Origin of the sequence: Amycolatopsis sp. A133, from assembly GCF_031082405.1 — a bacterium.
Classification (GTDB): Bacteria; Actinomycetota; Actinomycetes; order Mycobacteriales; family Pseudonocardiaceae; genus Amycolatopsis.
The window spans coordinates 739,693-765,854 of record NZ_JAVHJU010000004.1; the positions used below are offsets into that span (position 1 = coordinate 739,693).

Consider the following 26,162-nt stretch of genomic DNA (forward strand, 5'->3'; position numbering starts at 1 on the left):
CACGTACTCGCACCGGAGACACCCGCGTGAGGAAGCCACAGGCGAACCCAGAACAATCATCGAACACTTGTTCGCATACTGCGAGACGAGCGGGCCCGCTGTCAAGCCGGACGGAACGTCAGGGGGAGCGGACGCCGCTGACGTAGCGCACGTCACCCGTGCGCAGGTCATCGACGGCCAAGGGTGCGAGACCGTGGGTGGCGAGCAGGTCGCGGACGGTGCTCCCGCTCAGCGTCCAGCCGCGTGCGGACAGGTAGGGCGCCGCTTCGTTGCGCTCGCCGAAGTACCGCAGCTTCGCCATGTCGGTGTCGAAGCTGTGCTCGCGCCAGCGCTCGGAGATCCGGTTCAGGCCTTCCTTCGTCCGGTCCTCGTCGCCCGGCCGCGGGGTGGGCCGGCTTTCGGTGGCCACCCGGCTGCCCGGCGCGCTGAGTTCGGTGACGGTGTCCAGCAGCCGGTCCTGCGCGTCGGGCGGCAGGTAGCCCAGCAGTCCTTCGGCGCTCCACGCGGTCGGCCGCGCCGGGTCGAAGCCGGCCGCGCCCAGGGCGCCGGGCCAATCGCCGCGCAGGTCGGCCGCGACCACCCGGCGGTCGGCGGTGGGCTCGGCGCCCAGCCCGGCCAGCGTGCGGGTCTTGAACTCGAGGACCTGCGGCTGATCGACCTCGTAGACGACGGTCCCGGCCGGCCAGGGCAGCCGGTACGCGCGGGAATCCAGCCCCGAAGCCAGGATCACGGCCTGCGGGAGGCCGGCCTCGCGGAAGAACTCGTCGTAGAACCGGGTCCGCACCTTGGCCACGTCGATCCACACCTGCTCGACGAGCTCGCCGGGCGCCACTTCCCCGCTCGCCAGCCGGGCGAGGAGGTCGACGCCGACCGCCCGGACGAGCGGCTCGGCGAAGGGGTCGTCGATGAGCGAAGGATCGGTGCGGGTCGCGATCGCCCGGGCGGCCGCGGCCATCGTGGCGGTCGCGCCGACGCCGGCCGCCAGGTCCCAGGTGTCGCCGTCATGCCTGTGAGAAGTCATCTCCGCCGATTCTGCCGCATCCGCTGTGACGCACGTCGCGGTCACACCCGCCGCCGCCACCTCGTCCACGGGGTGAAGCGAGAAAAGAGGACCAGATGCGTCGGATCCTGATCGTCGGCGGTGGTTACGCGGGCTTCTACACCGCCTGGAAGCTGGAAAAGAAGCTGCGGCGGGGCGAGGCCGAAGTGACCCTCGTCGAGCCGCGGCCCTACCTGACCTACCAGCCGTTCCTGCCCGAGGTCGTCGCCGGCTCGGTCGAGGCGCGCCACGCCGCCGTGTCGCTGCGGCGGCACCTGCGCCGGACCCGGATCGTGGCCGGGAAGGTGACCGCCGTCGACCACGGCCACCGCGTCGTCACCGTGCAGGCCGCCGACGGCGCTCCCTTCGAGATCGGCTACGACCTGATCGTCGTCACCGCCGGCGCGGTCACCCGGACGCTGCCCGTGCCCGGCGTCGCCGACCAGGCCATCGGGCTCAAGCACGTCGAAGAGGCTGTCGCGATCCGGGACCGGCTGCTCACCGCCTTCGACCGCGCCGCCGCGCTGCCCGAAGGCCACAGGCGGCGGAAGCTGCTCACCGTCACCTTCGTCGGCGGCGGCTTCTCGGGCGTCGAGGGCTTCGGCGAACTGCTGTCGCTCGCGACGGCGCTGCTCAAGCGCTACCCGGAACTGCGCCGCGACGAACTGCGGTTCCACCTCGTCGAAGCGTCGGACCGCATCCTGCCCGAGGTCACCGGCCGGCCGGGGCGCTGGGTCGTGCGGGAGCTGACCCGGCGGGGTGCCCACGTCCACCTGGACACCCTGGTGACGTCGGCGAAGGACGGCCACGTGACGCTCTCGACCGGAGAGGAGTTCGACTCGGAGCTGATCGTCTGGACCGCGGGCAACGACGCCAACCCCGTCGTCAGCCGGCACACCGACCTCCCGGTCGACGAACGCGGCTACGTCGTCGTGCGGCCGGATCTACGGGTCGAGGGCGTGGCCGATGCCTGGGCGGCCGGGGACGACGCCGCGGTGCCCGATCTCGCCTCGCCGGTTCCGGGCGCGCGGGCCGTGCCCAACGCCCAGCACGCGTACCGGCAGGGAAAACTCTTGGCCCGCAACATCATCGCGACGCTGCGCGGCCGGGAGCCGAAGCCGTACGTCCACCACAGCCTGGGCGCCATCGCGACCCTCGGCCTGGGCCGCGGCATCTTCCAGTACCGGCGGCTCGTCATCAAGGGCTTCCCGGCGTGGCTCGTGCACCGCGGTTACCACGTGCTCGCCGTACCCACCTGGGAACGCAAGGTCCGGGTCCTCGCCGTGTGGCTGACGCAGGCGCTGTTCGGCCGCGACATCGTCAGCCTGGCTTCGGTGCAGCACCCGCGGGACGCCTTCGTGGCGGCGGGCCGCACCGTCGCCGGTGCGGCCCGCCCCGGCGATCAGCCCGCGAAGGGACTGGCGTCGATCGAGCAGGTCTTGCCCGCGGCGGGGAAGGTCCCCGAGATCAGGTAGTCCCGCTTGACCTTTTCGGTGCACGTGCTCGGCACGTACATCGACGAGTGGCCGTAGCCCTCGGTCACGAACACCCGCGCCCGCGCCAGCTCCGCGGCGCCGTCCTGAGCGCCGTGCAGCGGGGTGGACGGGTCGTAGCGGTTGTTCAGCACGAGGATCTCCGCCGACGTCGGGCGGTTCCACGGTCCTGGGTAGCGGTCGGTGTCCTTCGCCTTCCAGAACGCGCAGCTCATCATGTCCAGCACGGCGATCCGCCCGAAATACGGGACGCGCTGGTCTTCCGACTCGGCGTAGCGGCTGTAGATCGCCGGGTCGGTGGGCACGTCGCTGTCGGAGCACTGGATGGCGTTGAACGCTTCGGTCCGGTTCGAAACGTACTGCTCACCCTTGACAGCCGCGGTACGCAGCGCGGGCGTGGCCGGAGCGTCGTAGAGCCGCTGCAGCAGCGCGGCGATGTCCGCCCAGCCCCGCGAGTCCGACAGGTCGGCCGCCGCGTTGACGATGCCCGAGTACGTCCAGGTCTCGCCGTCGCTGACGATCGGGGCCTGCTTGGCGCGCGCCGTCAGCGCCGCCCACTTCGCCTTCGGGTCGCCTGAAGAGAACGCGCACTTCGGGCCCGCTTCCGTGCACAGCCGCAGGAACTGCTCGAAGGTCTGCGCGATGCCGGTCGCGACGTCCTGCCGGGTGTCCAGCGGGACGCTCTTCCCGTTGCCGTTCCGGCCGGTGGAGTTGCCGGCGAAATCCATGGTGCCGTCGAACACCATCGCCCGGATCCGGTTCGGGAACAGGTTCGCGTACGTCGCCCCGAGCTGGGTGCCGTAGGAGATGCCGTGGTAGTTCAGCTTCGGGTCGCCGACCGCGCGGCGCAGCATTTCCAGGTCGCGGGCCGTGTTGGCCGTGGAGACGTGCTCGAGGATCGGGCCGGCCTTCGCCGAGCAGCGGTCGGCCAGCTCCTTCGACTTGGCGTAGAAGGCCGCGTTCCCGCTCGGGTCGCCCGGCATCTCCGGGAACGAACCGAAGAAGTCCTGCTGCTCGGCCAGGGAGTCGAAGCACCGGACCGCCGTGCTGTTGGCGATTCCGCGCGGGTCCCACGAAACCAGGTCGAACCGCGCGCGCAGTTCGTCGGAGAACAGCCACGGCCACTTGCCGCGTTCCCGCAGCCGCTGCAGGCCGGACGCGCCGGGGCCGCCGAAGTTGACGAACAGCGAGCCGATCCGGTGCGCCGGATCGGTGGCGGGCAGCTTGATGAGCGCGAGGTCGATCTTCGCGCCGGACGGCCGGTCGTAGTCCAGCGGCACCGATGCCTTGGCGCACTGGAAACCGTCCGCGCAGTCGCTCCAGCTCAGCTGCGGCGCCGGCAGTGTGTCCATGGATGCCGGTGCCGCGGACGCGACCGCCGGCCCCGCCGCGACGGCCATCGAGACACCGAGCGCGACGACCACGCCGCGGACGATGCCTCCCCCAGAAAATCGACGCACAAAAAGTCCCTTCGGAGAGGAAACGATCACTTCGCCTCCACAGACGCCGCAGCCACGGCGAGGTTGGCTCCGGTCCCGGAAAAGATCACTGGCCCCACTGGCACCACTTAGCTATAGTGCTAGGTAACTAGATAAATGGAGTTGCCCATGATCGAGTTCCACCTGGACGCGAGGTCCGGCCTGTCGCCGTACCAGCAGCTGGTCCAGCAGGTGCGGCACGCGCTGCGCCTCGGCCTGCTGAACGAGGGAGACCAGCTCCCGAAGGTCAAGGACGTGGTCGCGAGTCTCGCGATCAACCCGAACACCGTGCTGAAGGCCTACCGCGAACTGGAGCACGACGGCCTGGTTTCGGCCCGCCCCGGCGTCGGCACGTTCGTGACGGCGACCTTGAACGGCGGCGCGTCGTTCGCCGTGCTCGGGCCGTTGCGGCAGGACCTGCGCCGCTGGCTGGGCAAGGCCCGCAAGGCCGGTCTCGACGAAGAGAGCATCGAGGCCCTGCTGATGTCCACGTTTCGCGACTCCGCCAGAGAGGCAATAGCGTGACCGTCCTGCGCGCCCAGGGACTGGGCAAGAAGTACCAGCGCAAGCCGGCGCTGACCGGCTGCACGCTGGAGATCGAAGCCGGTCACGTCACCGGGCTGGTCGGCCCGAACGGGGCCGGCAAGTCGACGCTGCTGAACATCGCGGCCGGCATGCTGGAGCCGACGACCGGCACGATCGAAGTGTGCGGCGGGGTACCGGGCAGTGGCCCGGAGCAGCTGGCCAAGGTCGGCTACGTCGCCCAGAACACGCCGGTCTACAGTGGACTGACCATCGAAGAGCACCTGCGGCTCGGCGCCCACCTCAACCCGCGCTGGGACGCTTCGCTCGCCGCAAAACGCGTCGAACGGCTCGGGCTGGACCCGAAGCAGCACGCCGGCAAGCTCTCCGGCGGCCAGCGCGCCCAGCTGGCGCTCACCATCGGCATCGCCAAGCGCCCCGAACTGCTGCTGCTCGACGAGCCGGTCGCGGCGCTGGACCCGTTGGCCCGCCGGGAGTTCCTGCAGGACCTCATGGAAGCCGTGGCCGAACACGGGCTGTCCGTGGTGATGTCCTCGCACCTGGTCAACGACCTCGAGCGGGTCTGCGACCACCTCGTCGTGCTGGTCGCTTCGCAGGTCCGGGTGATCGGCGAGGTGGAGACGCTGCTCGCGACGCACCACCGGCTCTCCGGGCCGCGCCGCGACGTCGAGACGCTGCCGGCGGACCAGCACGTCGTCTCGGCGAAGCACACCGACCGCCAGACCACCGTCCTCGTCCGCACCGAGGCACCGATCCTGGATCCCGCGTGGACGGTCGGGCAGCTCGGCCTGGAGGACCTCGTCCTCGAGTACATGAGCAACCCCACCGCCGCCCGTCCCGCCCTGGAGGTCCTCCGATGACCTGGCTGACCTGGCGCCAGTTCCGCCTTTCCGCGTTGTCCATGCTCGCCGGCCTGCTCGCGATCGCCGTCCCGCTCGTGATCACCGGGCCGGATCTGGTGGGGCGCACGGACTTCTCCGACCAGGACACCCTCTTCGGCGGGACGATCCTGGCGCTGTACCTGTTGCCCGCGGTGATCGGCGTCTTCTGGGGCGTCCCGATGATCACGCGCGAGCTGGAAAGCGGCACGCACAGCCTGGTGTGGAACCAGACCGTCACGCGCAAGCGGTGGCTCACCACCAAACTCGGGTTCGGGATCCTCGCCGCGATGGTGGCGGGCGGGCTGCTGAGCGTGGCGGTGACGTGGTGGGCGAGCCCGATCGACGCGCTCTCCGCCGTCCAGACCGACCGCGGGATGCTGGCGCGCATCTCGCCGGTGGTGTTCGGCGCACGAGGCATCGTCCCGATCGGCTACGCGGCTTTCGCGCTCGTCCTCGGCGTCGCGGTCGGAATGCTGCTGAAGCGGACCGTGGCCGCCATGGCCGTCACGCTCGTCACGCTCGCCGCCGTGCTGCTGCTGGTCCCGATGTTCGTGCGCCCGTACCTGCTGCCGCCGCAGACGGAGACAATCGCGATCACCAGGGAGAACATCACGAACATCACCGGCGACGAAACCGGCGACATCCTGGAGATCGGCGTGCGGAAACAGCCCGGCGCGTGGGAACTGGCGAACGAAACCGTGGACTCGGCCGGGAAGGTGGTCACCCCGTTGCCGGACTTCGTGCAGAGCTGCGTTCCGCGGCCGGGCCGCGACGCGGGCCCGCCGCCGCGCGGCAGCCTCGAACAGTGCATGGCCCAGCTGGGCACCCACGGCTACCAGCAGCGCGTGACCTACCAGCCGGGTTCCCGGTTCTGGCCACTGCAGTGGCTCGAACTGGCGCTCTACCTCGCCGTGACGGCGCTGCTCACCTGGTTCTGCTTCCGCCGTCTCCGCCACCTGTCCTGACGAATTCCGACTGGGGGAGTCATGCGCACGCTCGCGGCAGTCACCGCACTCACACTCACGCTGTCCGCGTCGCCCGCTTCGGCGGCCACGACGCCTTACCTGCCCCGCCCGACCGGGCACCAGCCCGTCGGCGTCACTTCACTGTCCTTGAAGGACACTTCGCGCCCCGACCCGTGGGTGCCGACGGTGCCGTACCGGGAGCTGATGGTCTCCGTCTTCTACCCGGCGACCTCGGCGAACGGGCCGAAGAAGCAGTACATGACCCCGCTCGAATCGAAACTCAACCTCGAGCGGCAGAACATCCCGGGCCTGCCGCTGGACGCCTTCAGCACGGTCCGGACGAACGCCGTCGTCGACGCGAAGCCGGCCGGGCGGTGGCACGGCCTGCCGCTGGTCGTGCTGTCCCCGGGCTGGACGCAGCCGCGGGCGACGCTCACCGCGCTGGCCGAAGACCTCGCCAGTCGCGGGTACGCCGTGGCGGCGATCGACCACACCTACGAGAACCGCGCCACGACCTTCCCCGACGGGCACGTCACCGGCTGCGCCGCCTGCGAGGTCGACGACCAGCCGGGGTTCTGGGAGAAGTTCGCGCAGGTCCGGTCGAAGGACACGTCGTTCGTGCTTGATGCCCTGCTGTCTTCGAAGTGGGGTGCGCTGATCGACCCGCAGCGCATCGGCATGACCGGCCACTCCGCGGGCGGGGCGATCACCACCCAGGCGATGCTGGCCGACCCGCGCATCCGCGCCGGGGCCGACCTGGACGGCAGCGTCCACGTCCCGATCCCGGTGTCGGGGCTCTCGCGGCCCTTCCTGTTCCTGGGCAGCATGGACGGCTACACCCCGGGCGAGCCGGGGCCGTACGACGACTGGGAAACCGACTGGACCCACCTGACGGGCTGGAAGCGCTGGCTCATGGTGTCCGGCACCGTGCACCAGTCGTTCACCGACCTCGGCGTGCTCGCCGCCCAGCTGGACGTCGACCTCGGCGATGCGATCGACCCGTACCGGGCGCTGGCCATCACGCGGAACTACGTAAGCGCTTTCTTCGACCAGCACCTGCGCTGCCGTCCCCAGCCGCTGCTGACCGCGCCCTCGCCCGCCTACCCGGAAGTGACCTTCATCGGATGAAAACCGGAATCCTCATGGTCGTCACCACACTGGCGCTCACCCTGTCCGCACCGGCCGCGTCGGCGGAACCGGCGCTCACGCTGGCGAAACCGACCGGCGACCGGCCCGTCGGCACGACCGCCCTGTACCTCAAGGACACGTCGCGGCCCGATCCCTGGGTATCCACGGTGCCCTACCGCGAACTGATGGTCTCCCTCTTCTACCCGGCGGTTCCCGCACCAGGGCCGAAGAAGCAGTTCATGTCCGAAGCCGAGGCGAAGGCCGTCTTCGACGAAGCCGGCATCGAGGGCATCCCGCCGTCGGTGATGACGACCGTCCGCACCGACGCCGTCGTCGATGCGCGCCCGGCCGGGCGCGGTCTGCCCGCCGTCGTCTTGTCGCCCGGTTTCAAGCGGCCCCGCGCCGAGCTGACCTCGCTGTCCGAGGACCTGGCGAGCCACGGCTACCTGGTGGTCCTGGTCGACCACACCTACGAGAACGTGGCCACGACCTTCCCGGACGGCCGGGTCACCGGCTGCGCGGCCTGCGGCAGCTACCACCCCGAGTTCTGGCAGAAGCTGCAGCGCGGCCGGGCGAAGGACGTGTCGTTCGTGCTGGACTCGCTGACGCACTCGAAGTGGGCTCCGCTGCTCGACAGCTCCCGGATCGGCATGGCCGGGCACTCCGTCGGCGGCACGAGCACGGTGAACGCCATGGTGACCGACCCGCGGATCAAGGCCGGGATCGACATGGACGGCACACAGAGCGATCCCCTGCTCGCTCCGGGGCTCGACCGCCCGTTCCTGTTCTTCGGCCGCCAGAGCCTGTACGCCCCCGGCACCGGCGTCGAGTCCGGTACCTGGGACGCCGACTGGAAGCAGCTGAAGGGCTGGAAGCGCTGGCTGACCGTGGCCGGCATGGCGCACCCGTCGTTCACCGACATCGGCCTGGTCGGCGAACAGCTGGGTCTCGGCTTCGGCGCGACCACCCCGGCCGTGCGCGGCCAGGCGATCACCGCGGCCTACGTCCGGGCGTTCTTCGACCAGCACCTGCGCGGCAAGCCGCAGCCGCTGCTGGACCAGCCGTCCACGCAGTACCCGGAGGTCGCCTTCGCCCGGACGTCGACGCCGTACCTGCCCACCCCCACCGGGGACCGGCCGGTGGGCAGCACGGCGGTGTACCTGAAGGACACTTCGCGGCCCGACCCGTGGGTGCCGTCGGTCCCGTACCGGGAGCTGATGGTCTCGCTCTTCTACCCGGCCGCCTCGGCGAAGGGCCCGAAGACGCAGTACCTGACCCCGGCGGAGTCGGCGGCGTTGCTGAGCGGCAGCGGCCTCGACGTGCCGTCCGACACGCTCGCCAAGATGGTGACGAACTCCGTCGCCGACGCCCGGCCGTCGGGCCGCCGGCTGCCGCTGGTCGTGCTGTCGCCCGGCTACACCAAGCCCCGCGCCACGCTGAGCGCGCTGGCCGAGGACCTGGCCAGCCACGGGTACGTGGTCGCGCTGATCGGCCACACCTACGAGAACACCGGCCAGAGCTTCCCGGACGGGCACTTCGCCGGGTGCGCGTCCTGCGAAGTCCCGCACCAGAGCGCGTTCTGGCAGAAGCTGGAGCTGGGCCGGGCGAAGGACGTGTCGTTCGTCCTGGACTCGCTGACGCGCTCCCAGGCGGGACTGATCGATCCGGAGCGGATCGGCATGGCCGGGCACTCCATGGGCGGCGCCGGCACCATCCCCGCGATGGTCGCCGACAGCCGGATCAAGGCCGGGATCAACATCGACGGGCAGACCGAGCTCCCGCTCACCGCACCGGGGCTGGCGCGGCCGTTCATGTTCGTCAACCACGAGCAGGTGCCGAAGTGCGCACCGGGGAACGTGGAGTGGGAACGGGACTACGCGCAGATGACCGGGTGGAAGCGCTGGGTCGAGGTGGCGGGCACGCAGCACGCGTCGTTCACCGACGTCGGGCTGGTCGGGGACGAGTTCGGCGTCGACATCGGCGCCAAGGGCACGGCGGTGCGGGCGCAGGAGATCACCCGGGGGTACGTGAACGCGTTCTTCGACCAGCACCTGCGGGGCGAAGCCCGGCCGGTGCTCGATCAGCCGGGCTACCCGGAAGTTTCCTTCTGCCGGTAAGAGGTCTGCCGCGGCTGGTCGTGAGTGGTAAAGCGGGTTAGAACCCGCTTTACCACTCACGACGGCCACGGCAGACTCAGTGATCGAGGCCGAGGAACGAGATCGCGTACGCCAGCTGCCCGGTCATCGGCAGGGAGTGCCCGACGCCGGCGATGCTGACCCCCTCCACCGTGGCCTGGGTACTCGTGTTGCCGTACCGGGTGCGCGTCCACGACGACTGCGGGTGGTCGGTGAACGCCGGTGTCTGGCCCAGCCCGTTCAGGTTGGTCCACTGCTTGATCTCTTCACCGAAGTTCGGGTACGACAACGTCGTGTCGGTGGTGCCGTGCCACAGCTGCATCCGCGGGTAGCGGCCGGTGTAGCCCGGGTACATCGACCGGGCCAGATCGCCCCACTGCTGCGCGGTCTTGATCGACTTCCCGCCCGAGCACGTGCTGTTCCACAGCGAGCCGTTCGTGGTGGCGAAGCACCCGGCGGGCACGCCCGAGAACGCCGAGCCCGCCGCGAAGACGTCGGGGTACTGGGCGGCCAGCACGTTCGTCATCATCGCCCCGGACGAGAACCCGCTGACGACGACCCGCGCCGGATCGGCGTTGTAGCGGGACTTGGCGTAGGAGACCATCGACATGATCCCGGTCGAGTCCCCGCCGCCGTTGCGGCGCAGCGCATTCGGCGTCGAGACGTCGAAGCACTTCTCGCTGCGGGTCGCTTCCGGCAGCACGATGACGTACCCGTACCGGTCGGCCGCGGTGACGTAGTCCTTGCCGTTCCAGCCGAAGATCGAGCTCGCCGATCCACCGCAGTAGTGCACCAGCACCAGCAGGGCCGGCCGCGCCGCGACCCGGTCGGGCACGTAGACGTACATGTTCAGGTTCGTCGGGTTGTTGCCGAAGCCGGTCACCCTGGTCAGCGCCGCCGCGTGGGCGGGCGCGGCCAGGCCGGTGACCATGAGCACCAGCGCCAGGAGGGCACCGAGCACGCGTTTCATCGTGTCCCCCCTCCGGCCACGGCGACGCGCGGGTTGCCGATGCTCCCCGGGACCGACCGCAGGGCGTTGTACCAGACGGCCGCCATCTTGTCGTAGCCGGCGGCGTTCGGGTGGACGCCGTCGGGGAGGTCGGCGGTGCTCACCGCGCTGTGCAGGTCCACCAGGTGCACACGTTTGCCCGCGTTCACCTTGCTCTGCACGATCCCCGGCAGCGCGTTGTTGAACGTCCGCACGGCGGCGTCCCCGCTCGCCCACCCGATCGGGATGAGCTGCGCGACGAAGACGTCGGCGTTCGGGGCCGCGGAGGTGATGTGGTCGATCAGCGTGGACAGCCGGCCCGGCGCGCCCGCGACGTTGTAGTTCTGCAGCACGTCGTTGGTGCCGATGTGCAGCAGCACCGAGCGGGGGTTGTAGGCGCGCATCCAGCCGGTGGCGTTCGCGTCGATCTGGTCGATGCGCCAGCCGGGGTGCCCTTCGTGGTCGTGGTCCCAGAGGCTGCCCGGCCCGTTGAACTGCGAGCCGACGAAGTCGTTGGTGTAGCGGCCCGCGGCCAGGCGCTGCCAGAGGCCGATCCGGTAGCCGCCGGGCACGCCGGTGCCGTAGGTGATCGAGTCGCCCAGCGGCATGATCCGCACGCCGCCGTTCGACTCCGCGTGGGCGACACCGGGCGAGCCGGTGAGCGCGATGGCCAGGGCCGCCGCGGCGGCCAGGAACCTCTTCATCACGGTCCTCCCTCAGCAGTTCGAGTTCGTCTGGGTGAGCAGGCCGAGCCGCCAGGGCAGGCTGTTGTAGTCGCCGCCCGCGTCCGGGTCCTTGCCCTGGTAGAGGTACTGCAGCCGGTACGGGTTGATCGGCAGTGTCTGGTCGTTGCCGGAGCGGATCATTTCGCCGTGGCTGATGTCCTTGGTCCACTGCCCGGCGGGGAAGGTGACGTTGTTCGCCCGGGCGAAGGGGTTGCCTTCGGTGGCGGCCAGGGGCTTCCAGGTGCCGGCGATGCTCGAGGACGTCCAGGAGCGGAACCAGCGGCGCCCGTCGGAGCCGATCGCCTCCACCAGCAGCAGGTACTGGTTCCGGCCGGCGATCTTGTAGACGTTGCCGGCTTCGAACAGCTGGTACTTGTCGGAGTCCTGCATCGCGATCACCGTGTTGGTGAAGCCGTTCGGGAAGTTCGCCAGGGTGGTCTGCGACCGGTACAGGTGCCCGTTGTCGTCGGAAGAGAACAGGTAGCAGTTGGCGGAGTCGCAGATGACCCACATGTCGACCCAGTACCCGGATCCGATGTTCTGCTGGATGATGTCCGGCATCGCGCCGTAGAAGTTCTTCGGCGCGCTCCAGCCGTTCGGATCGGCGATGTCGCTGTTGGTGGAGTAGGCGGCGTTTCCGTTCTGGTAGACGAGGTACCACTTCTTTTGCGGCGCGAAGTAGAAGACCTGCGGGGCCGCCCGGTAACCGGGGCCGATGGCGGTTTTGTCGAGGTAGTACTGGGTGGCCGAACCGGCCTGGGACCAGTCGGAGAAATTCAGGTACACCAGATTGTAGCCCGCGGCGTTCGCGGTGCTGGCGAACACGTGGTACTTACCGCCCGAATAGACGACCGTCGGATCCTTGATGCCGGCGATGTCGTGCGTCGCATCGGACTTCGGGCTGATCAGCACCCCGCTGGAACTCCACCGGAAACTCCGCGGCAGCGCGGCATCCGCGGCGGGGGCGGCCGCCAGGACGGTCAGCAGCACCGCGGCGAGGGTGGTGAGGTACCGGATCCGGGATTTCACAGAACCTCCTGGGGACAGGGAGAAGCGAGCCGGCGGCGGCCGAAACTTTCGCCACCGGATCCGAAATTCGACGAATTCTCGAAACTTTCGTTGTTCTGTTAGCGATAACATTCGATTGTTGGGCTCAGCTTAAACCCGTGTACCGCTCCCTGACAACGGTCGATGACGGACCCGTCACGCGCCGCGAAGTCTTTTGTCCGTCGCAGACGGGCTCGCGCTTGCGGCCGGCTCAGTACGCCAGCAGGGTGACGCCGCCGGCGACGACCCAGGCGGCCCAGCCCAGCCAGCCGACCAGCCCCACCGAAGCGAGCCGGTTGGTGCCGTCGACGTGGTACGGCGCGGCCGACGCCGAGACGAACAACAGCGCGGCACTGGCGTACCCGAGCCAGACGTGCCAGCCGGCGAAGAAGCCCGCCTGCGCCCCCGCCACGGAGAAGCCGAGCAGCGCGGTCGCCAGGAACACCTGGTTGAACCCGAAGAGCACCGCGCTGAACCCCCACCAGCCGGCCGGCGAACCGCCGTCGCGGGCCGCCGCGGCCATGCCGAACCGCAGGGCCTCCACAACCGCGAACGTGGCGTTCTGCAGGAGCACACCGGCGAACCCGGCCAACGCCCACGCGCCGGGCAGGACCGAAAGCAGCCCGGCCGCGAAGGCCGTCGTGCACAGCCAGGACGCCGGCGCCAGCACCGACGGCCGTTTCAGCGCGTCGCCCGCCGCCGCGAAGCCGTGGGCGACGCCGTCCGGGTTCGCGCCCGGCATCGGGAGCCGGGCCCGGAGGTAGCAGACGTTGACCACCACGGCCAGCAGCACGAACCCGAGGCCGCCCAAGCCGGCCAGCACGGTGAAAGCCATGATCGTCCCCTTTGATTTTACGGGTGCTATATTGAATATAGCCAACGAAAGGGACTAATGGCAGAGCGGCGTTACGACTCACTGCGCCGGCTGGAACAGGCGCAACGCACCCGGGCGGACATCGCCGAAGCGGCCCGACGGCTGTTCGTCTCCCAGGGCTGGGCGGCGACCACGGTGCGGGACGTGGCGCGCGAAGCCGGGGTCTCGGTGCCGACCGTGTACGCGGCCTACCAGAACAAGACCGGCCTGGTCCGGGCGCTGGCCGACGCGGCGGACCTGACCGCCGACCTCCCGCGCCTGCTCGACGAACTGGAGGCCGCCGCGGCGCCCGAGGGCCAGCTGGCGGCCATGGCCGCCTTCGACCGGCGGCTGTTCGAGCGCGCGGGCGACCTCATCGCCCTGGTCCGCGAAGCGGGCCGCACCGAACCCGAACTGGCGGACCTCTACCGCGCGGCCCGGAAGACGGCCGACGGGACGCGCGTCCAGGTGTTCACGTCCTGGCCGGAGGGGACACTGCGGCCGGACGTCCCGACCGCGGTCGACGTCTACGCCGGCCTGTGCAACGTCGACGTCTACACCACGTTCACCGTCGAGCGCGGCTGGTCGCCCGGGCGGGTCGAGCGCTGGTGGGCCGGGGTGCTGGCCCGGGAACTGCTGAGCGAGCCGTAAACCGGTCTCCCGACGCCGTCACAGCTTCCCGCCCGCCACCGGCGGCATGTCCGGGGCGTCCTCGACCTCCGTGCCCGCCTCGCGGAACAGGTGGTTCTCGACCTCGAACAGGTTGCCGCCCGCCCGCTCGACCACGGTGAGCAGCGTGGACATCTGCGCCACCTCCTCGACCTGTTCCTTGAGGAACCAGTGCACGAACTGCTCGCCGAGGTAATCCTCTTCGACCCGCGCGGCCTTCGCCATCGCCTCGATGTCGGCCGTGACCGCGCGTTCCTGCGTCAAGGCCAGCTCGATGGCTTCGTGGACGCTCGAAAAGTCGTTCCGCACGTCGCCGGTGCCGGGGATCGCCACCGGCTCGTCGCGGTCGAGCAGGTAGCGCACCATCGCCAGCGCGTGGTTGCGCTCCTCGATCGCCTGCCGGTAGAAGCGCTTGGCCAGCCGCGGCAGGTCACGGGCGTCGAACCAGACGGCCAGGGCGGTGTACTGCTGGGCGGCGGTGAACTCGTGGCGGATCTGCGTCTGCAGCAGCTCGGCGAACTTCCGGGTTTTGGCCATGTCCCACAACCTACGGCCGATCCGGGCGGCGCAGCTACGATCGGCCCGGTGACTCCCCTGCCCGACCTGTCCGGCACCACCGCCTGCGTCACCGGCGCTTCCGGCGGGATCGGCCGTGGCATCGCGCTCCGGTTCGCCGAGGCGGGCGCGGCCGTCGCCGTGCACCACCGCCGCCCCGGCACCGCCGACGACGTCGTCGGCGCGATCGAAGCCGCCGGCGGGCGGGCTCGCGCGTTCGCCGCCGAACTCACCGACGACCAGGCCTGCCACACCCTGCTCGACGCGGTCGCGGACTGGGGCGGCCGGCTCGACGCGCTGGTGAACAACGCCGGGATCCAGCCGGTCGAAGCCCTCGACGGGCTGACGGCGCAGCGCTGGCGGGCCATGCTGGACGCGACCCTGACGAGCGCGTTCTCCTGCACCCAGGCCGCGGCCCGGCTGATGGGCGAGGGCGGCAGCATCACGCACATCGCGTCGATCGAGGCCCGCCAGCCGGCGCACGGGCACGTCCACTACAGCGCGGCCAAGGCGGCACTGGTGATGCACGCCCGCGGCGCCGCGCTGGAGTACGGCCCGCGCGGGATCCGCGTCAACACGGTGTCCCCCGGGCTGATTTCGCGACCGGGCTTGGCGCAGGACTGGCCGGAGGGCATCGAGCGGTGGCAGCGCGCGGCCCCGCTGGGCCGGCTCGGAACACCCGCCGACGTGGGTAACGCGTGCGTGTTCCTGGCGTCCCCGCTGGCATCCTGGATCACCGCCCACGACCTGGTCGTCGACGGCGGCGTCACGGCGCACCCGACCTGGTGATCCCCTGCGGGTCGAATCCGCCGGAAATCGGCCGCACCGTCGTCGACCGGGCCGTCGACCGGGCACTGCGCGAAACGCGCTGAACGCAGATCGCCCAGCTCCCGGCGGTCCGAACCGGTGCCGGTGACCATCCCCCAGCCCTGCTAGACTGAAACGTGTTCTAGTTCCGCGCCCCGGGGAGCACGATGTCCGACAATCCCTTCCCCGTCGTCGACGGCGTGCCACCCGGGCGGGCCCTGCTCGGCTCCCGGATCCGCGAGCTGATCGAGGCCTCCGTCTGCGTGCGCGACGACGAAGCCGGCCTCGCCGCCGCGGCGCGACAGATCGAAGACGTCACCGCGGCCCTGCGTGCCGCCGGCAGTGCGAAGCCGTTGCTGCTCGCCGCCCTCGAAGGTGGGGGGCACCTCAGCATCAACAACCCCCTCGAAGGACCCGGGAACCCGCTCGCGCCGCCGCTGTCGTGGGTTCACGTGGGACCGGAGTCGGTGTGCGCCGACGTCCTGCTCGGCGCCGCGCACGAAGGGCCGCCCGGGCGGGTGCACGGCGGCTGGGTCGCCGCCGTGCTGGACCACGTGCTCGGCCGCGCCACCGCCGCCGCCGGCTTTCCCGGGATGACCGCCTCCCTGACGGTCGACTACCACCACGGGACGCCGTACGCGGTGCCGCTCACCGCCGTGGGCCGGCTCGTGCGCCGCGACGGGCGGAAGCTCCACGCCAGCGGGGAACTCAAAGCCGGCGACGTCGTCTGCGCGAGCGCGACCGCGATCCTCGTCCACTTCAGCGCCGACCGGTTCCCCGTGAACACCCCGGACTAGGGCACCAGCGTCGTGTGCCGGGGCGCCTCCGAACTCGACGTCGCCATCAGGACCGCGCAGATCGGGACCGCCATCGCCAGCGCCGCCAGCACGAACACCGGGAACAGGAACGAGAACACCTCGGTGCCGGCCGGGTCGGGCGCCGCCGGGTTCAGGTGCAGGCGCACCGCCGCCATGCCCGTGTAGTGCATGCCCGTCACCGCCGCGCCCATCACCAGGCCCGCCACCAGCCGGGGCAGGAGCTTGTCCAGCCCGACCGTGAACCACAGCGCCGCCGTGGCCGCGACGACGGCGATCACCACCGAGAGCACCACCAGCGCCGGGTCGTAGCCGATCGTGCCCTTGACCTGCACCGCCCACATCCCCGTGTAGTGCATGACGGCCACCGCGAGCCCGGTCAGCAGGCCGCCGAGCAGCAGCCTCTTCCACGCGAACCGGTTGCGGACGCCGAACACCAGCAGCCCGCAGAACACCGCCACCACCGACAGGATCGCCGACAGCGCCGTGCGCACGATGTCGTACCGCACCGGCAGCCCGGGCGTCGAGAACCCGAGCATCGCGATGAAGTGCATGACCCAGATGCCGACCCCGCCGATCGACACCGCCGCGAGCACGAGCCAGGTCAGCCGGGTCCGCGGGTGGTCGGTGGACCGCGCCTGCAGCGTGCAGGCGAGGCCGAGGGCGCAGCCCACCACCGACGTGAGGTAGGCGAGCACGACGAGCCAGTTGCCCATCGCGAAGTCTTCGTGGTCCATGGGCATTTTCCGGGCTCCTTCAGGTGTTCCGTGGTCGGGGGGCGTGGTGCTCGGCGAGCGCGTGCTCGGCCGCGGCGATGAGGGTCTGCTTCGTCGACTCCGGCGAACGCGCGTCGCAGGTGACGACCTCCACCGCCGCCGGGATCTTGAGGGCTTCGCGCACCTGCTCGGGCCCGTGCTGGCGGGTGTCCTGGAACTGGTTGATGGCCACCAGGAACGGCAGCCCGCGCGACTCGAAGAAGTCGATCGAGGCGAAGGAGTCCGCCAGCCGGCGCGTGTCCACCAGGACGATCGCCGCCACCGCGCCGCAGACGAGGTCGTCCCACATGAACCAGAACCGGTGCTGGCCCGGCGTGCCGAAGACGTAGAGCACCAGGTCGTCGGCGAGGGTGAGCCGGCCGAAGTCCATCGCGACCGTGGTGGCGAACTTCCCCGGCACCGCTTCGGCCCGGTCGACGCCGACGCCCGCGGACGTCATGAGGGCTTCGGTCCGCAGCGGGTCGATTTCCGAAACGGCACCGACGAACGTCGTCTTGCCGGCCCCGAACCCGCCGGCCACGACGATCTTCGCCGAAGTGATCCGGCTTTTGCAGGCACCGCTGCCATAAGCACTGTCAGAGCGCACGTAGTCCACTGAGGACCCTTTCGAGCAGGTCGTTCCGTTCGTCCCAGGAGGCGTCCGCGGTGAGCGTGTCGCGGATCGACACCTGGCCGGCGCTGAGCAGGTCGCCGATGAGCACCCTGGCCACGCCCAGCGGCACGCCCAGGTGGGCGGCGACCTCCGCGACCGACCGCTGGTGCAGGCACAGCTGCGTCACCACCGCCAGGGGGTTGGTCGGGCTGAAGGGCGCCGTGCGGCCCTCCGCCGTCGTCTCCACGAGGGCCTCCACCGCCAGGTCGACCGTCGGCCGGGTGCGACCGGCGGTCCACGCGTAGGGGCGGGCCAGCGACGCCGCGTGCCGCCCGCCTTCGCGTCGCCGGCCTTCGGTCACCGGGCCGCCCCCGGGGAGGCCGCGGGCCGAGCCGGCGTTTCGACCACCTTCCCGACCCGGTCCACCAGCAACGTCATCTCGTAGCCCACCAGCCCGATGTCGCAGCCCGGGTTGGCCAGCACCACCAGGTTCGAGCCGTCGCCGACGTTCATCAGCAGCAGGAAGCCCTGCTCCATCTCGATCACCGACTGCACCACCCGGCCCGCGGTGAACAGGTCGGCGGTGCCGAGCGCGAGGCTGGACAGGCCGGACGCGATCGCCGAGAGCTGGTCGGCGCGGTCGCGGGGCAGGGCTTCGTCGGCCGCCACGAGCAGCCCGTCCGCCGAGACGAGCGCGGCGTGCGCGACACCGGGGACCTCCTGGGTGAACGCCGACACCAGCCAGTTCCGGGACCCTTCGGCCACTTGTGTTCCTCCCTGCCGGGTGCTCATCACTGCTCCGCCTCCGGTTCGCCCGCGACCCGGTGGCGGGCCGCGCGCATGCCGCTGTAGTGCCGGGAAAGGTTGTTCCGCACCGCGGCCGGGTCGCGGAAGGACGAGTCCGCGGGCTGCGGCGGACGCGGGGCGACCGAGCCCGGCGCGAACTGGGCGCCGGGCTGCCGGGCCGGCAGCCCGGAGCCGGTGAACTCGACGCCGTCGAGGGTGCCGACCGCGGCTTCCGCGGCCTCGCGGACCTCGTCGGCCGGGGTCGCCCACGCGCCGGGCCGGGCCGGGGTCGCCGGGGCCTCGGCGAACCAGTGCGACAGCATCTGGTCGAAGATCGGCGTCGGCGGGTCCGCCACGGCCGCGGGCGGCGGTTCTTCGGCGGGCCACCGGGGTTCGAGCTCGTGCCGGGCGGTGCCGTCGACCGGCGCCGACCGGGCCGGCGGGATGGCCCGTGGCGGCAGGTCGACCAGGATCAGCACGCCCGGGACGTGCACGCTGGCGGTGATGCCGGCGCTCGCGGTCCGCGTGGTCGTGGGCCGCAGCCGCACGGTGATCCCGTGCGACGCGGCGAGCCTGCTCACCACGAACAGGCCCATCCGGCGGGTGGTTTCCGGGCTCACCGCGGCTCCGGCGGCCAGCCGGGCGTTCGCCGCTCCGAGGTCTTCACGGGTCATGCCGAGCCCGACGTCGACGACCTCGATCAGCAGGCCGCCGTCGAAGCCCCGGTCGGCGGTGAGCACGACCTGCTCCTCCGGCGGCGACGACCGGATGGCGTTCTCCAGCAGCTCGGCGAGGATGTGCACGACGTCCGCCGCGGCTTCGGGCTGCACCGACCCGCGCGGGGCGTTGCCGAGCGTGACGCGCTGGTAGTCCTTGACCTCCGACGTCGCCGCCCGCAGCAGCTCGACCGTCGCGACCGGCCCGGCGTCCCGCCGCACCGGCTTGCCGCCCGCGAGGACCTGCAGGTTTTCGCCGTTGCGCCGCAGCCGGGTGGCGATGTGGTCGATCTGGAACAGCTCGGCCAGCCGCTGGGGGTCCTGCTCGTCGGCTTCGAGGTCCTCGATCACCGACAGCTGCAGCTCCACCAGCGACTGGCTGCGCCGGGACAGCGTCATGAACATCTCGCTGACCTGGATCCGCATCTCGGCCTGCTCACCGACGGCCAGGCGCACCGCCTGCCGGTGCATGTCGTCGAAGGCCCGGGCGAGCTGCCCGATCTCCTCCTCGGAGTCGACCGGCAGCGGCGCGGTCGCCCGCCAGTCGACGTCCTCGCCCTCGCGGATGCGTTCGATCGTGTCGGGCAGGCGGCGGCGCGCGGTGTCGAGCGCGGCCGTGTGCAGCCGCCGGATCGGGGCGACCACCGACCGGGCCACGGCCAGCGCGATGGCCAGGGCACCGAGGAGGGACGCGAGCACCAGCGCCGCGTCGCGCAGCGCGTCGGACCGCGCGGCGTTGGTCTGCACGCCGACCGCGTCCGAAAGCGTTTTCACCTGCTCGGCGAGGATGGTGCCGAGCATCGTGCGCTTCACCTCGGGGCCTCCGGCGCCGGTACTGGTCGCCGCCGCGAACCGGGCGGCCGCCGCGCCGGCGGGCAGTGCGCGCCGGAGTTGTCCGGTGAGCACGGTTTCCTCGGCCGCGGCGCGCCCGGCGGCTGCGACCGAAGTCCCTTCCGTCCGGCCGGCCAGCGCTTCTTGATCGGCGAGACTGGTCCTCAGCTGCACCAACGATTCGACGCCGGCGGCCGCGGCGCCGAGAGCACCATTTCCGGCCTGCTCCACGACACCCGAGATCACTTCGCTGAGCGCGACCGTGAAGTCGTGGTAAGCGACGGTTTTCCCGGCGGGTGAGCCGGTCTGCTGCCGCAGGTCGGCCAATTTGGCCAGCTGATCTTCCAATGATCGCGACAGCTGCGGGTTGAGCTGGGAAAATGCGGCGTCGCGGCGGACGACGGCGGCTTTCTCGTCGACCGCGGCGGTCTGGGCGGCCCCGCCGTCGTGGATCATCTCGTCGTCGACCAGCCCGGCGAGTTCGGAAATCCCTTGCACGACCGGCATTTGGTCGCGGACGGCGCTGAGCCCGCCCGCACGGGCGAGCTCGGCCTGCACCCGGCCGCCGGCCAGCAGCAGGGCGACCAGGACGGGCAGCAACAGCACAACGGAGATCTTGGTGCGCAACCGCCAGCTCCCGGGATTCCAGGAGGCGACGGAACGGCGGGACGAGGGTTCGTCTTCTTTCATCGGTGGCGTGGCTCGATTCGTACCGGTGGCCGAGAACGATTTACGGTTCCTTTTCCGCGTAATTCAGCCGGAGACATAACCTCGGCCAGTGCGGCGCTGTCAAGGAACACCGGTCGTTTCCCCCGTACGCACCAATGACACAGCGTGAACTGCCACCGCACGGCTTTTTACCCTTGCGGAGGGTGAAGGAAAGACGCCGGTACGGGTGGAATTCCGGGCCGGGTCCGTGAATTTCCGGCGGCGCCGGGAGGAGTGACCGCCCGTGTGCGGGCCCGGCGGCGCCGGTAACCTCGGCCGGGAAAGGGGGCGTTCGAGTGTTGAAAATCCACTTCACGGAAGCGGACCTGGCGAAGGTGACCATCGCCGAGGACGCCGACCCGATGTGGGAGCTGCTGATGAGCAGCTACCGGATCCGGCGCCCGGAGGGTGAGCCGTTCTTCGGCCGCTGGCGGCGGGGATCACGCTCCGCGGTCCCGCAGTCCGGGCGGCTGTTGATGTCCGCCGTCCCGCCGTACGGGTACTGCCCGGACTTCCTCACCCCGGCGGGTGCCCGCACCATCGGCGAGGGCGTCTCGGCGGTGCTCGAGACACCGGAGCGCACGCTGGCCGCGGACGTCGCCGAACTCGCGGCACAGGGCACCCACGTCCCGGCGTGGCTGCGCCGCATCGGCGACGGCGAGGCCCGCGAACTGCGGCGCCTCGGCGCGGCCCTGCACGACTACTACCGCCAGTGCGTCGCCCCGGACTGGACCGCGGTCCGGCGCGCGGTCGCCCGCGACCGCCACCGGCTGCAGGCAAATCTGGACCGCGGCGGGCCGCAGCTGCTGCTCTCGACGCTGCACCCGGAGGTCACGTGGAACCCGCCGGTGCTGCGGGTGCGCTTCCCGGTCGAGCAGGAGCTGCACCTCGACGGCCGCGGCCTGAGGCTGATCCCGGCGTTCTTCGCCCACGGCATGCCGACGACGTACAAGGACCCGGCCCGCCCACCGGCGCTGGTGTATTCGATCAGCCACCCGAGGTTCGACAGCGACGCCGAGCCCGGCCCGTCACTGGCGGCGCTGCTCGGCCAGACGCGGGCCAGGGTGCTGGTGACGATCGCGACCACCCGCTGCAACACGAGCGAGCTGGCGGAGCTGACCGGAATTTCCCCGGCGACGGCGAGCCAGCACGCATCGGTCCTGCGGGCGAGCGGGCTGATCAGCAGCACCCGGGCGGGCAAGTCGCAGATCCACGAGATCACAACCCTGGGGCTGGGGATCATCCGGGCAAGCTGACCGGCCCGCAGGAACGCACCCAATGCGGCGTTCGGTGCGCCCAACGCACCCAATGCGGCGTTCGGTGCGTTGGGCGCACCCAACGCACCGAACGCCACATTGGGGCGCATCTCCCCGAGCCGTCCGGTACCGCCCAGCAGCGCCGCCACTCGGTCTTGGTGCCAACCAAGCCGGGGGTCGTGCTAGCCTGTCGCCGTGCTGCGTCCGAGCCTGTCCTTGCGACTCGTAACCCGGCGCGCCGGCTGAACCCAGGTCGCCGGCGCGCTGCGTCGACGACCGCCCTTTTCCGGGACCTGGCCCCGATCTCATTCCCCCTTTCACCCGGGAGATCCGCCGTGTCCACTTCCTTCGCCGTTCCCGCGCCCCGCTCCGCCATGCTGCTGCGCCGGCGCATCGCCACCTACTTCGTCGGCGGCGCCGAGCAGATTCCCGCCCTCGTGTGCGCCCTCGACGGGCACCCCGTTCACGAACTGTCCGTCGACATCAAGGACGGGGTCCGCGAGAGCAGCATGGTCTGCGCCGTCCTGCTCGCCGCCGATGCGGCCGGCCCCCTGCTCGAGCGGCTGCGCGAGCTGCCGTCGGTCGTCTCGGCCGAGCTCGCCTAGCTGCGGACCAGCGTGCGGGAGCGCATCGCGTTCGCCACCATCGCCATGCCCTCCTCGGTGAACAGCGACTCCGGGTGGAACTGGACCCCCTCGATCGGCAGCGAGCGGTGCCGCACGCCCATCACCTCCCCCGTCGACGACCAGGCCGTCACGAGCAGCTCGGCCGGCAGCGACGCCGGGTCGATCACCAGGGAGTGGTAGCGCGCCACCGTCAGCGGGTTGCGCAGCCCGGTGAAGACGCCACGGCCGTCGTGGGCGAGCGGGGAGCACTTGCCGTGCATCGGCTCGGCCGCGTGCACCACCCTCGCGCCGAACGCCGCGCCGATCGCCTGGTGGCCCAGGCAGACGCCGAGCAGCGGCACGTGCCCGGCGAGGCGGCGGACCAGTTCGACCGAAATGCCCGCCTCCGCCGGGTCGCCCGGGCCCGGCGAGATCAGAACCAGCTCGGGGGCGAGCGCGGCCACGTCGGCCACGGTCACCTCGTCGTTGCGGTACACCTGGCACGAAGCGCCGAGGTCGCCCAGGTACTGCACCAGGTTGTAGACGAACGAGTCGTAGTTGTCGATCACGCAGATCACGCGGCCGCTCCTTCCACCGTCACGCCGAGCGCCCGCGCGCCCGAACCGAGCTTCGCCAGGCACTCCGCGTACTCCTCCGCCGGGTCGGAGTCGTGGACGATGCCGCCGCCCGCCTGCAGGCGGATCTCCCCGTCGCACCACACCATGCTGCGGATCGTCAGGTAGAGGTCCACGTGGGCCACCCCGAAGGAACCGACCGCGCCGGAGTACAGCCAGCGCCGCGACGGCTCGAGCGCGTCGATGATCTCCATCGCGCGCACCTTCGGCGTCCCGGTCATCGTCCCGGCGGGGAACGTCGCCCGGATCAGCTCGTCGGTGCCCCGCTCCCGCGCGGGCTCGCCCCACACGTCCGACGTCAGGTGCATGACGTGCGAGTACCGCTCGACGGCCATCAGCCGCCCGACCGAGACGCTGCCCGGGCGGCACACCCGCCCGAGGTCGTTGCGGGCCAGGTCGACGAGCATCCGGTGCTCGGCCAGCTCCTTCACCGACGAGCGCAGGTCGTCCTCGGCGAGCCGGTCGGCGTGCCCGTCGCGGCCCCGCGGCCGGGTGCCGGCGAGCGGGCGGATCAGCGCCTTCCCGCCCGAGAGGGTCATGCACGGCTCGGGGGACGCGCCGACGGCCTCGAACCGCGGCCCGCCGTACCAGAAGTGGTACGGCGACGGGTTGATCGTCGTCAGTCTCTTGTAGACGGTCAGTCCGTCCACAGTGGCGGGTGCGGTCCACGCGTTCGACAGCACGAGCTGGAAGACATCGCCGTCGAGGATGTGCTGCCGGGCGCGGCGGACGGCGTCGACGTACTCGTCGTAGGCGAACCCGAACCGGCCGGCGCCCACCGCGACGGTGCCCAGCGACGCGATCGCCAGGCCGTGCAACGTGCGGGCGACCTGCTCGGCCGCCGAGCGGGCGGCCGCGGCGGTCGTGCCGCGGCCGATCACCTGGCCCTCGGCGAACCGGACCAGCACCTCGGGCAGGAAGAACTCGTACACCGGCCGGTCGGTCGCCGGGTGGCGGCTCGGCAGCCGCTCGAAGTCCCGCGCGGCGTCGTAGCCGAGGAACCCGAACCAGGCCGCCTCGGCGTCGGTGGTGCCCGGCGGCAGCTCCAGGCCGCGGAGGAGGTCCACGGCGGCGGTCAGCGGCGAGCCGCCACCGGGGTGCGAAAGGACGGCCAGTTCACCGGCGGCGAGCACCGGAGCGGCGCCGCCGGTGCCGGCGGTGAGCATGGCGCGGCCGGCGGCCCGCAGCGCCGACGCGGCCGCCACCGGGTCCACCGCCGTGGCCAGCGGGACGACGTGGCGGTGCAGCCGGTCGCCCGGCGCGAGCGCGGAGGTGATCATCGGGCCGCGGCCCGGCCGGCCGGCACCCGGAACTGCGTCCGCTCGTGGTCGCCGACCGGCTTGCCCATGGCGTAGCGGAACGCGGCCAGCTGGATCGCGCGCGGCGGGCAGCCCTCGACGAAGATGCCCAGGTCCCGGCGTTCGTACAGGCAGTTGCCGACGAGCACCACTTCCCCGCGCAACGGCGGCAGCACCACCTGCGGCCCGGAGATCACCGTCATCTCCCCGTCCCACGCGCACAGTTCGCCGGCGAGCGCCTTCATGGCCCCCGCCACGAACCGGCTGCAGGCCGGGCACGCGTGCTCGGCGTACACGTGGATCCCTTCGCGCGGCACGACGATCTCGACCGGCGCCTTGACCATGTCGAACGCCAGCTCGGGAAGCGGTGTGCCGAGCAGCTCGACGTCGTCCAGCGCGAGCGGCCCCATCCCCCGCTCGTGCGCGTCACGCAGGTACGCGACGCTGCCGGGGTCGAAGCCGGCCAGTGTGCCGACGGCGACGTCGAGGGCCACGGCGTTGCGGCTCGCGGCGAGGAACCCGGCCTCCCTGGCCTGCCCGTCCATCGGGTAGTTGCCCTCGATCACCGTGGTCCCGTCGCACACCACGAGGTCCTGCGGCCGCATCAGGTTGAGGTCCACAGTGGACTCGTCGACGCCCGCCATGTGCACGATCCGGGTCGTGTACCCGGGCAGCAGCCCGACGAGGTTCTTCATCGCGTTGGAGTAGACGACGCTCGCGTGCGTGCGCAGCTGCGGGACGCCGATGAAGAAGTCGCAGTCCAGGATCAGCTCGGGCACGGCGATCGGCACGCGCAGCGACGTCGCACCGGGGATGCCGGTGATCCGCAGCGGCAGGTCGTCGAAGCTGACGACGCGGGCGTACTTCGCGGCTTCGTGGTCGTTCAGGATCTCGTAGATGGCGTGCGTGCGTTCGGCGATCACCGGCCGGGCCCCGTGCCCGGCGACGACCTTGGCGATCGCCGCCAGCAGCGCCGGGCGCACGTGGAAGCCCGGTGCCGTCTGGAAGAGGTTCGGCTTGATCAGCACCTCGTCGCCGGCCCGCAGCCCGGACAGGGGCGCGCCGAGCAGGCCGAGCAGCCGGTCCAGGCCGTCGGGCACGTCGGCGTCGCCGCCGACGGCCGTCAAGGCGACCTGCTCAGTCATCCGTTTCCTCCATCGCGATGACGCGCGCCGGCGCCGCCTCGGCCCCGGCGACCTTGGTCGGCAGCGCGAACAGCTGCACCACGGGCTTGGTCAGCTCGTGCATGTTGGTGACGTACTCCAGCAGCGGGATGCCGGCGGCCAGGAGCGCGTGGTGCACCGGCGAACCGGCGTCGCCCGGCTGCTCGGTGAGGCAGTCGAGGCCGAACAGGCTCGCGCCGTTCTCGATGGCCCACTCCGCGGCCGACGGCGTCAGGTACGGCGGCCGGTCCCAGTAGTCGGGCCGGCCCCAGTTGTGCCGCAGGTAGTCGGTGCGCACGAGCAGCCGGTCGCCCGCCCGCCACACCGGCCGCAGCGTCCGCTCCAGGTCTTCACCGGTGACGGGCTCGAGTTCGCCCTTGTGGGACAGATCGGCGACGCAGGCGCGGCCGATCAGGGTCTCCAGCGGGACCTCGTCGATGCCTTCGGTGCCGGGGTAGAAGTGCAGCCGGTACTCCATGTGGGTCCCGTTGTGCGGGAAGACGTGCAGGTAGGAAAAGGTGCGCTTGGTGCCGTACGGGTCGGTCTCCGGCGTCATCGAGCGTTCGCTGACGAACTTCGGGAACCAGTCGGCGGGGTAGGACGGCATTCCGTCGTAGAAGCCGTGGGTCAGGTCGACGAGTCGGGCCACCACAGGATCTCCTTGCTCAGCAGGTG

Annotated in this window: 27 protein-coding genes; 11 read left to right on the forward strand and 16 right to left on the reverse strand. The window is 71.2% G+C overall.

Annotated features, from left to right (window positions below; translation table 11 throughout):
- Positions 1-118: 118 nt before the first annotated feature.
- Positions 119-1,021, reverse strand: a complete 903-nt coding sequence (locus Q5425_RS07610) for a class I SAM-dependent methyltransferase (RefSeq protein WP_308671380.1) — start codon at positions 1,019-1,021, stop codon at positions 119-121.
- Positions 1,022-1,116: 95 nt separating this feature from the next.
- Here Q5425_RS07610 and Q5425_RS07615 point away from each other — a divergent pair, with 95 nt between their 5' ends.
- Positions 1,117-2,514 (forward strand): NAD(P)/FAD-dependent oxidoreductase, encoded by a 1,398-nt coding sequence (locus Q5425_RS07615; protein ID WP_308671381.1) that lies wholly within the window; start codon positions 1,117-1,119, stop codon positions 2,512-2,514.
- Here Q5425_RS07615 and Q5425_RS07620 read toward each other — a convergent pair.
- Positions 2,442-3,932, reverse strand: coding sequence for an alpha/beta hydrolase (locus Q5425_RS07620; RefSeq protein WP_308671440.1), 1,491 nt, complete (start codon positions 3,930-3,932; stop codon positions 2,442-2,444). The two genes, Q5425_RS07615 and Q5425_RS07620, sit on opposite strands and share 73 nt — an antisense overlap.
- Before the next feature lie 207 nt (positions 3,933-4,139).
- On the opposite strand from Q5425_RS07620, the gene Q5425_RS07625 reads away from it, so the two are divergent.
- From Q5425_RS07625 to Q5425_RS07645, 5 genes are read left to right on the forward strand one after another with little or no spacing between them, the layout of a single operon-like run.
- Positions 4,140-4,535 (forward strand): GntR family transcriptional regulator, encoded by a 396-nt coding sequence (locus Q5425_RS07625; RefSeq protein ID WP_308671382.1) that lies wholly within the window; start codon positions 4,140-4,142, stop codon positions 4,533-4,535.
- The gene (locus Q5425_RS07630; RefSeq protein ID WP_308671383.1) at positions 4,532-5,413 is read left to right on the forward strand and encodes an ABC transporter ATP-binding protein; all 882 of its coding nucleotides are present in this window, start codon (positions 4,532-4,534) and stop codon (positions 5,411-5,413) included. Before Q5425_RS07625 ends, Q5425_RS07630 begins: the two co-directional genes overlap by 4 nt.
- Positions 5,410-6,399, forward strand: a complete 990-nt coding sequence (locus tag Q5425_RS07635) for a transporter (protein ID WP_308671384.1) — start codon at positions 5,410-5,412, stop codon at positions 6,397-6,399. The genes Q5425_RS07630 and Q5425_RS07635 overlap by 4 nt, the downstream gene beginning before the upstream one ends.
- Before the next feature lie 21 nt (positions 6,400-6,420).
- The gene (locus tag Q5425_RS07640; RefSeq protein ID WP_308671385.1) at positions 6,421-7,527 is read left to right on the forward strand and encodes an alpha/beta hydrolase; all 1,107 of its coding nucleotides are present in this window, start codon (positions 6,421-6,423) and stop codon (positions 7,525-7,527) included.
- Positions 7,524-9,644 carry an esterase gene (locus tag Q5425_RS07645; protein WP_308671386.1) on the forward strand — a complete coding sequence of 707 codons (2,121 nt, stop codon included), beginning with the start codon at positions 7,524-7,526 and terminating at the stop codon, positions 9,642-9,644. Before Q5425_RS07640 ends, Q5425_RS07645 begins: the two co-directional genes overlap by 4 nt.
- A gap of 76 nt (positions 9,645-9,720) precedes the next feature.
- On the opposite strand, the gene Q5425_RS07650 is transcribed toward Q5425_RS07645, so the two are convergent.
- From Q5425_RS07650 to Q5425_RS07665, 4 genes are all read right to left on the reverse strand, one after another.
- On the reverse strand, positions 9,721-10,632 hold the full coding sequence (locus Q5425_RS07650; protein ID WP_308671387.1) for a PHB depolymerase family esterase: 912 nt from the start codon (positions 10,630-10,632) through the stop codon (positions 9,721-9,723).
- Positions 10,629-11,354: an SGNH/GDSL hydrolase family protein gene (locus Q5425_RS07655; RefSeq protein ID WP_308671388.1), complete on the reverse strand. Its 726-nt coding sequence runs from the start codon at positions 11,352-11,354 to the stop codon at positions 10,629-10,631. The genes Q5425_RS07650 and Q5425_RS07655 overlap by 4 nt, the downstream gene beginning before the upstream one ends.
- Positions 11,355-11,366: 12 nt before the next feature.
- Entirely contained in the window at positions 11,367-12,404 is a 1,038-nt protein-coding gene (locus Q5425_RS07660; RefSeq protein ID WP_308671389.1) for a non-reducing end alpha-L-arabinofuranosidase family hydrolase, read from the reverse strand.
- 229 nt (positions 12,405-12,633) lie between these two features.
- Complete coding sequence (locus Q5425_RS07665) at positions 12,634-13,257, reverse strand: hypothetical protein (protein WP_308671390.1); 624 nt, start codon at positions 13,255-13,257, stop codon at positions 12,634-12,636.
- Between the two features lie 57 nt (positions 13,258-13,314).
- Between Q5425_RS07665 and Q5425_RS07670 the strand changes: the two genes are divergently transcribed.
- Complete coding sequence (locus Q5425_RS07670) at positions 13,315-13,926, forward strand: helix-turn-helix domain-containing protein (RefSeq protein WP_308671391.1); 612 nt, start codon at positions 13,315-13,317, stop codon at positions 13,924-13,926.
- A gap of 18 nt (positions 13,927-13,944) precedes the next feature.
- Here the strand turns inward: Q5425_RS07670 and Q5425_RS07675 are convergent, their stop codons facing one another.
- A complete protein-coding gene (locus tag Q5425_RS07675; RefSeq protein WP_308671392.1) occupies positions 13,945-14,481 on the reverse strand; it encodes a ferritin in 537 nt (178 codons plus the stop codon).
- Between the two features lie 57 nt (positions 14,482-14,538).
- Between Q5425_RS07675 and Q5425_RS07680 the strand changes: the two genes are divergently transcribed.
- On the forward strand, positions 14,539-15,288 hold the full coding sequence (locus tag Q5425_RS07680) for an SDR family NAD(P)-dependent oxidoreductase (RefSeq protein WP_308671441.1): 750 nt from the start codon (positions 14,539-14,541) through the stop codon (positions 15,286-15,288).
- A gap of 185 nt (positions 15,289-15,473) precedes the next feature.
- On the forward strand, positions 15,474-16,103 hold the full coding sequence (locus tag Q5425_RS07685) for a PaaI family thioesterase (protein WP_308671393.1): 630 nt from the start codon (positions 15,474-15,476) through the stop codon (positions 16,101-16,103).
- On the opposite strand, the gene Q5425_RS07690 is transcribed toward Q5425_RS07685, so the two are convergent.
- From Q5425_RS07690 to Q5425_RS07710, 5 genes are read right to left on the reverse strand one after another with little or no spacing between them, the layout of a single operon-like run.
- Complete coding sequence (locus Q5425_RS07690) at positions 16,100-16,858, reverse strand: MHYT domain-containing protein (RefSeq protein WP_308671442.1); 759 nt, start codon at positions 16,856-16,858, stop codon at positions 16,100-16,102. The genes Q5425_RS07685 and Q5425_RS07690 overlap by 4 nt on opposite strands.
- 19 nt (positions 16,859-16,877) lie before the next feature.
- Positions 16,878-17,492: a GTP-binding protein gene (locus Q5425_RS07695; RefSeq protein ID WP_396135132.1), complete on the reverse strand. Its 615-nt coding sequence runs from the start codon at positions 17,490-17,492 to the stop codon at positions 16,878-16,880.
- Positions 17,473-17,850, reverse strand: coding sequence for a DUF742 domain-containing protein (locus Q5425_RS07700; RefSeq protein ID WP_308671394.1), 378 nt, complete (start codon positions 17,848-17,850; stop codon positions 17,473-17,475). The genes Q5425_RS07695 and Q5425_RS07700 overlap by 20 nt, the downstream gene beginning before the upstream one ends.
- On the reverse strand, positions 17,847-18,281 hold the full coding sequence (locus Q5425_RS07705) for a roadblock/LC7 domain-containing protein (RefSeq protein WP_308671395.1): 435 nt from the start codon (positions 18,279-18,281) through the stop codon (positions 17,847-17,849). Before Q5425_RS07705 ends, Q5425_RS07700 begins: the two co-directional genes overlap by 4 nt.
- Positions 18,281-20,449, reverse strand: coding sequence for an ATP-binding protein (locus Q5425_RS07710; protein WP_308671396.1), 2,169 nt, complete (start codon positions 20,447-20,449; stop codon positions 18,281-18,283). The genes Q5425_RS07705 and Q5425_RS07710 overlap by 1 nt, the downstream gene beginning before the upstream one ends.
- A 377-nt stretch (positions 20,450-20,826) precedes the next feature.
- On the opposite strand from Q5425_RS07710, the gene Q5425_RS07715 reads away from it, so the two are divergent.
- Both Q5425_RS07715 and Q5425_RS07720 read left to right on the forward strand, forming a co-directional pair.
- Positions 20,827-21,786: a winged helix-turn-helix domain-containing protein gene (locus Q5425_RS07715; RefSeq protein WP_308671397.1), complete on the forward strand. Its 960-nt coding sequence runs from the start codon at positions 20,827-20,829 to the stop codon at positions 21,784-21,786.
- Between the two features lie 335 nt (positions 21,787-22,121).
- Positions 22,122-22,391, forward strand: coding sequence for a hypothetical protein (locus Q5425_RS07720; protein WP_308671398.1), 270 nt, complete (start codon positions 22,122-22,124; stop codon positions 22,389-22,391).
- Here Q5425_RS07720 and Q5425_RS07725 read toward each other — a convergent pair.
- The 4 genes from Q5425_RS07725 to Q5425_RS07740 are packed head-to-tail and all read right to left on the reverse strand — an operon-like array spanning position 22,388 to position 26,136.
- Positions 22,388-22,969 carry an aminodeoxychorismate/anthranilate synthase component II gene (locus Q5425_RS07725; protein ID WP_308671399.1) on the reverse strand — a complete coding sequence of 194 codons (582 nt, stop codon included), beginning with the start codon at positions 22,967-22,969 and terminating at the stop codon, positions 22,388-22,390. The two genes, Q5425_RS07720 and Q5425_RS07725, sit on opposite strands and share 4 nt — an antisense overlap.
- Entirely contained in the window at positions 22,966-24,306 is a 1,341-nt protein-coding gene (locus tag Q5425_RS07730; RefSeq protein WP_308671400.1) for an anthranilate synthase component I family protein, read from the reverse strand. The genes Q5425_RS07725 and Q5425_RS07730 overlap by 4 nt, the downstream gene beginning before the upstream one ends.
- A complete protein-coding gene (locus Q5425_RS07735) occupies positions 24,303-25,469 on the reverse strand; it encodes a DUF362 domain-containing protein (protein ID WP_308671401.1) in 1,167 nt (388 codons plus the stop codon). The genes Q5425_RS07730 and Q5425_RS07735 overlap by 4 nt, the downstream gene beginning before the upstream one ends.
- Complete coding sequence (locus Q5425_RS07740) at positions 25,462-26,136, reverse strand: cyclase family protein (protein ID WP_308671402.1); 675 nt, start codon at positions 26,134-26,136, stop codon at positions 25,462-25,464. Before Q5425_RS07740 ends, Q5425_RS07735 begins: the two co-directional genes overlap by 8 nt.
- Positions 26,137-26,162 lie beyond the last annotated feature (26 nt).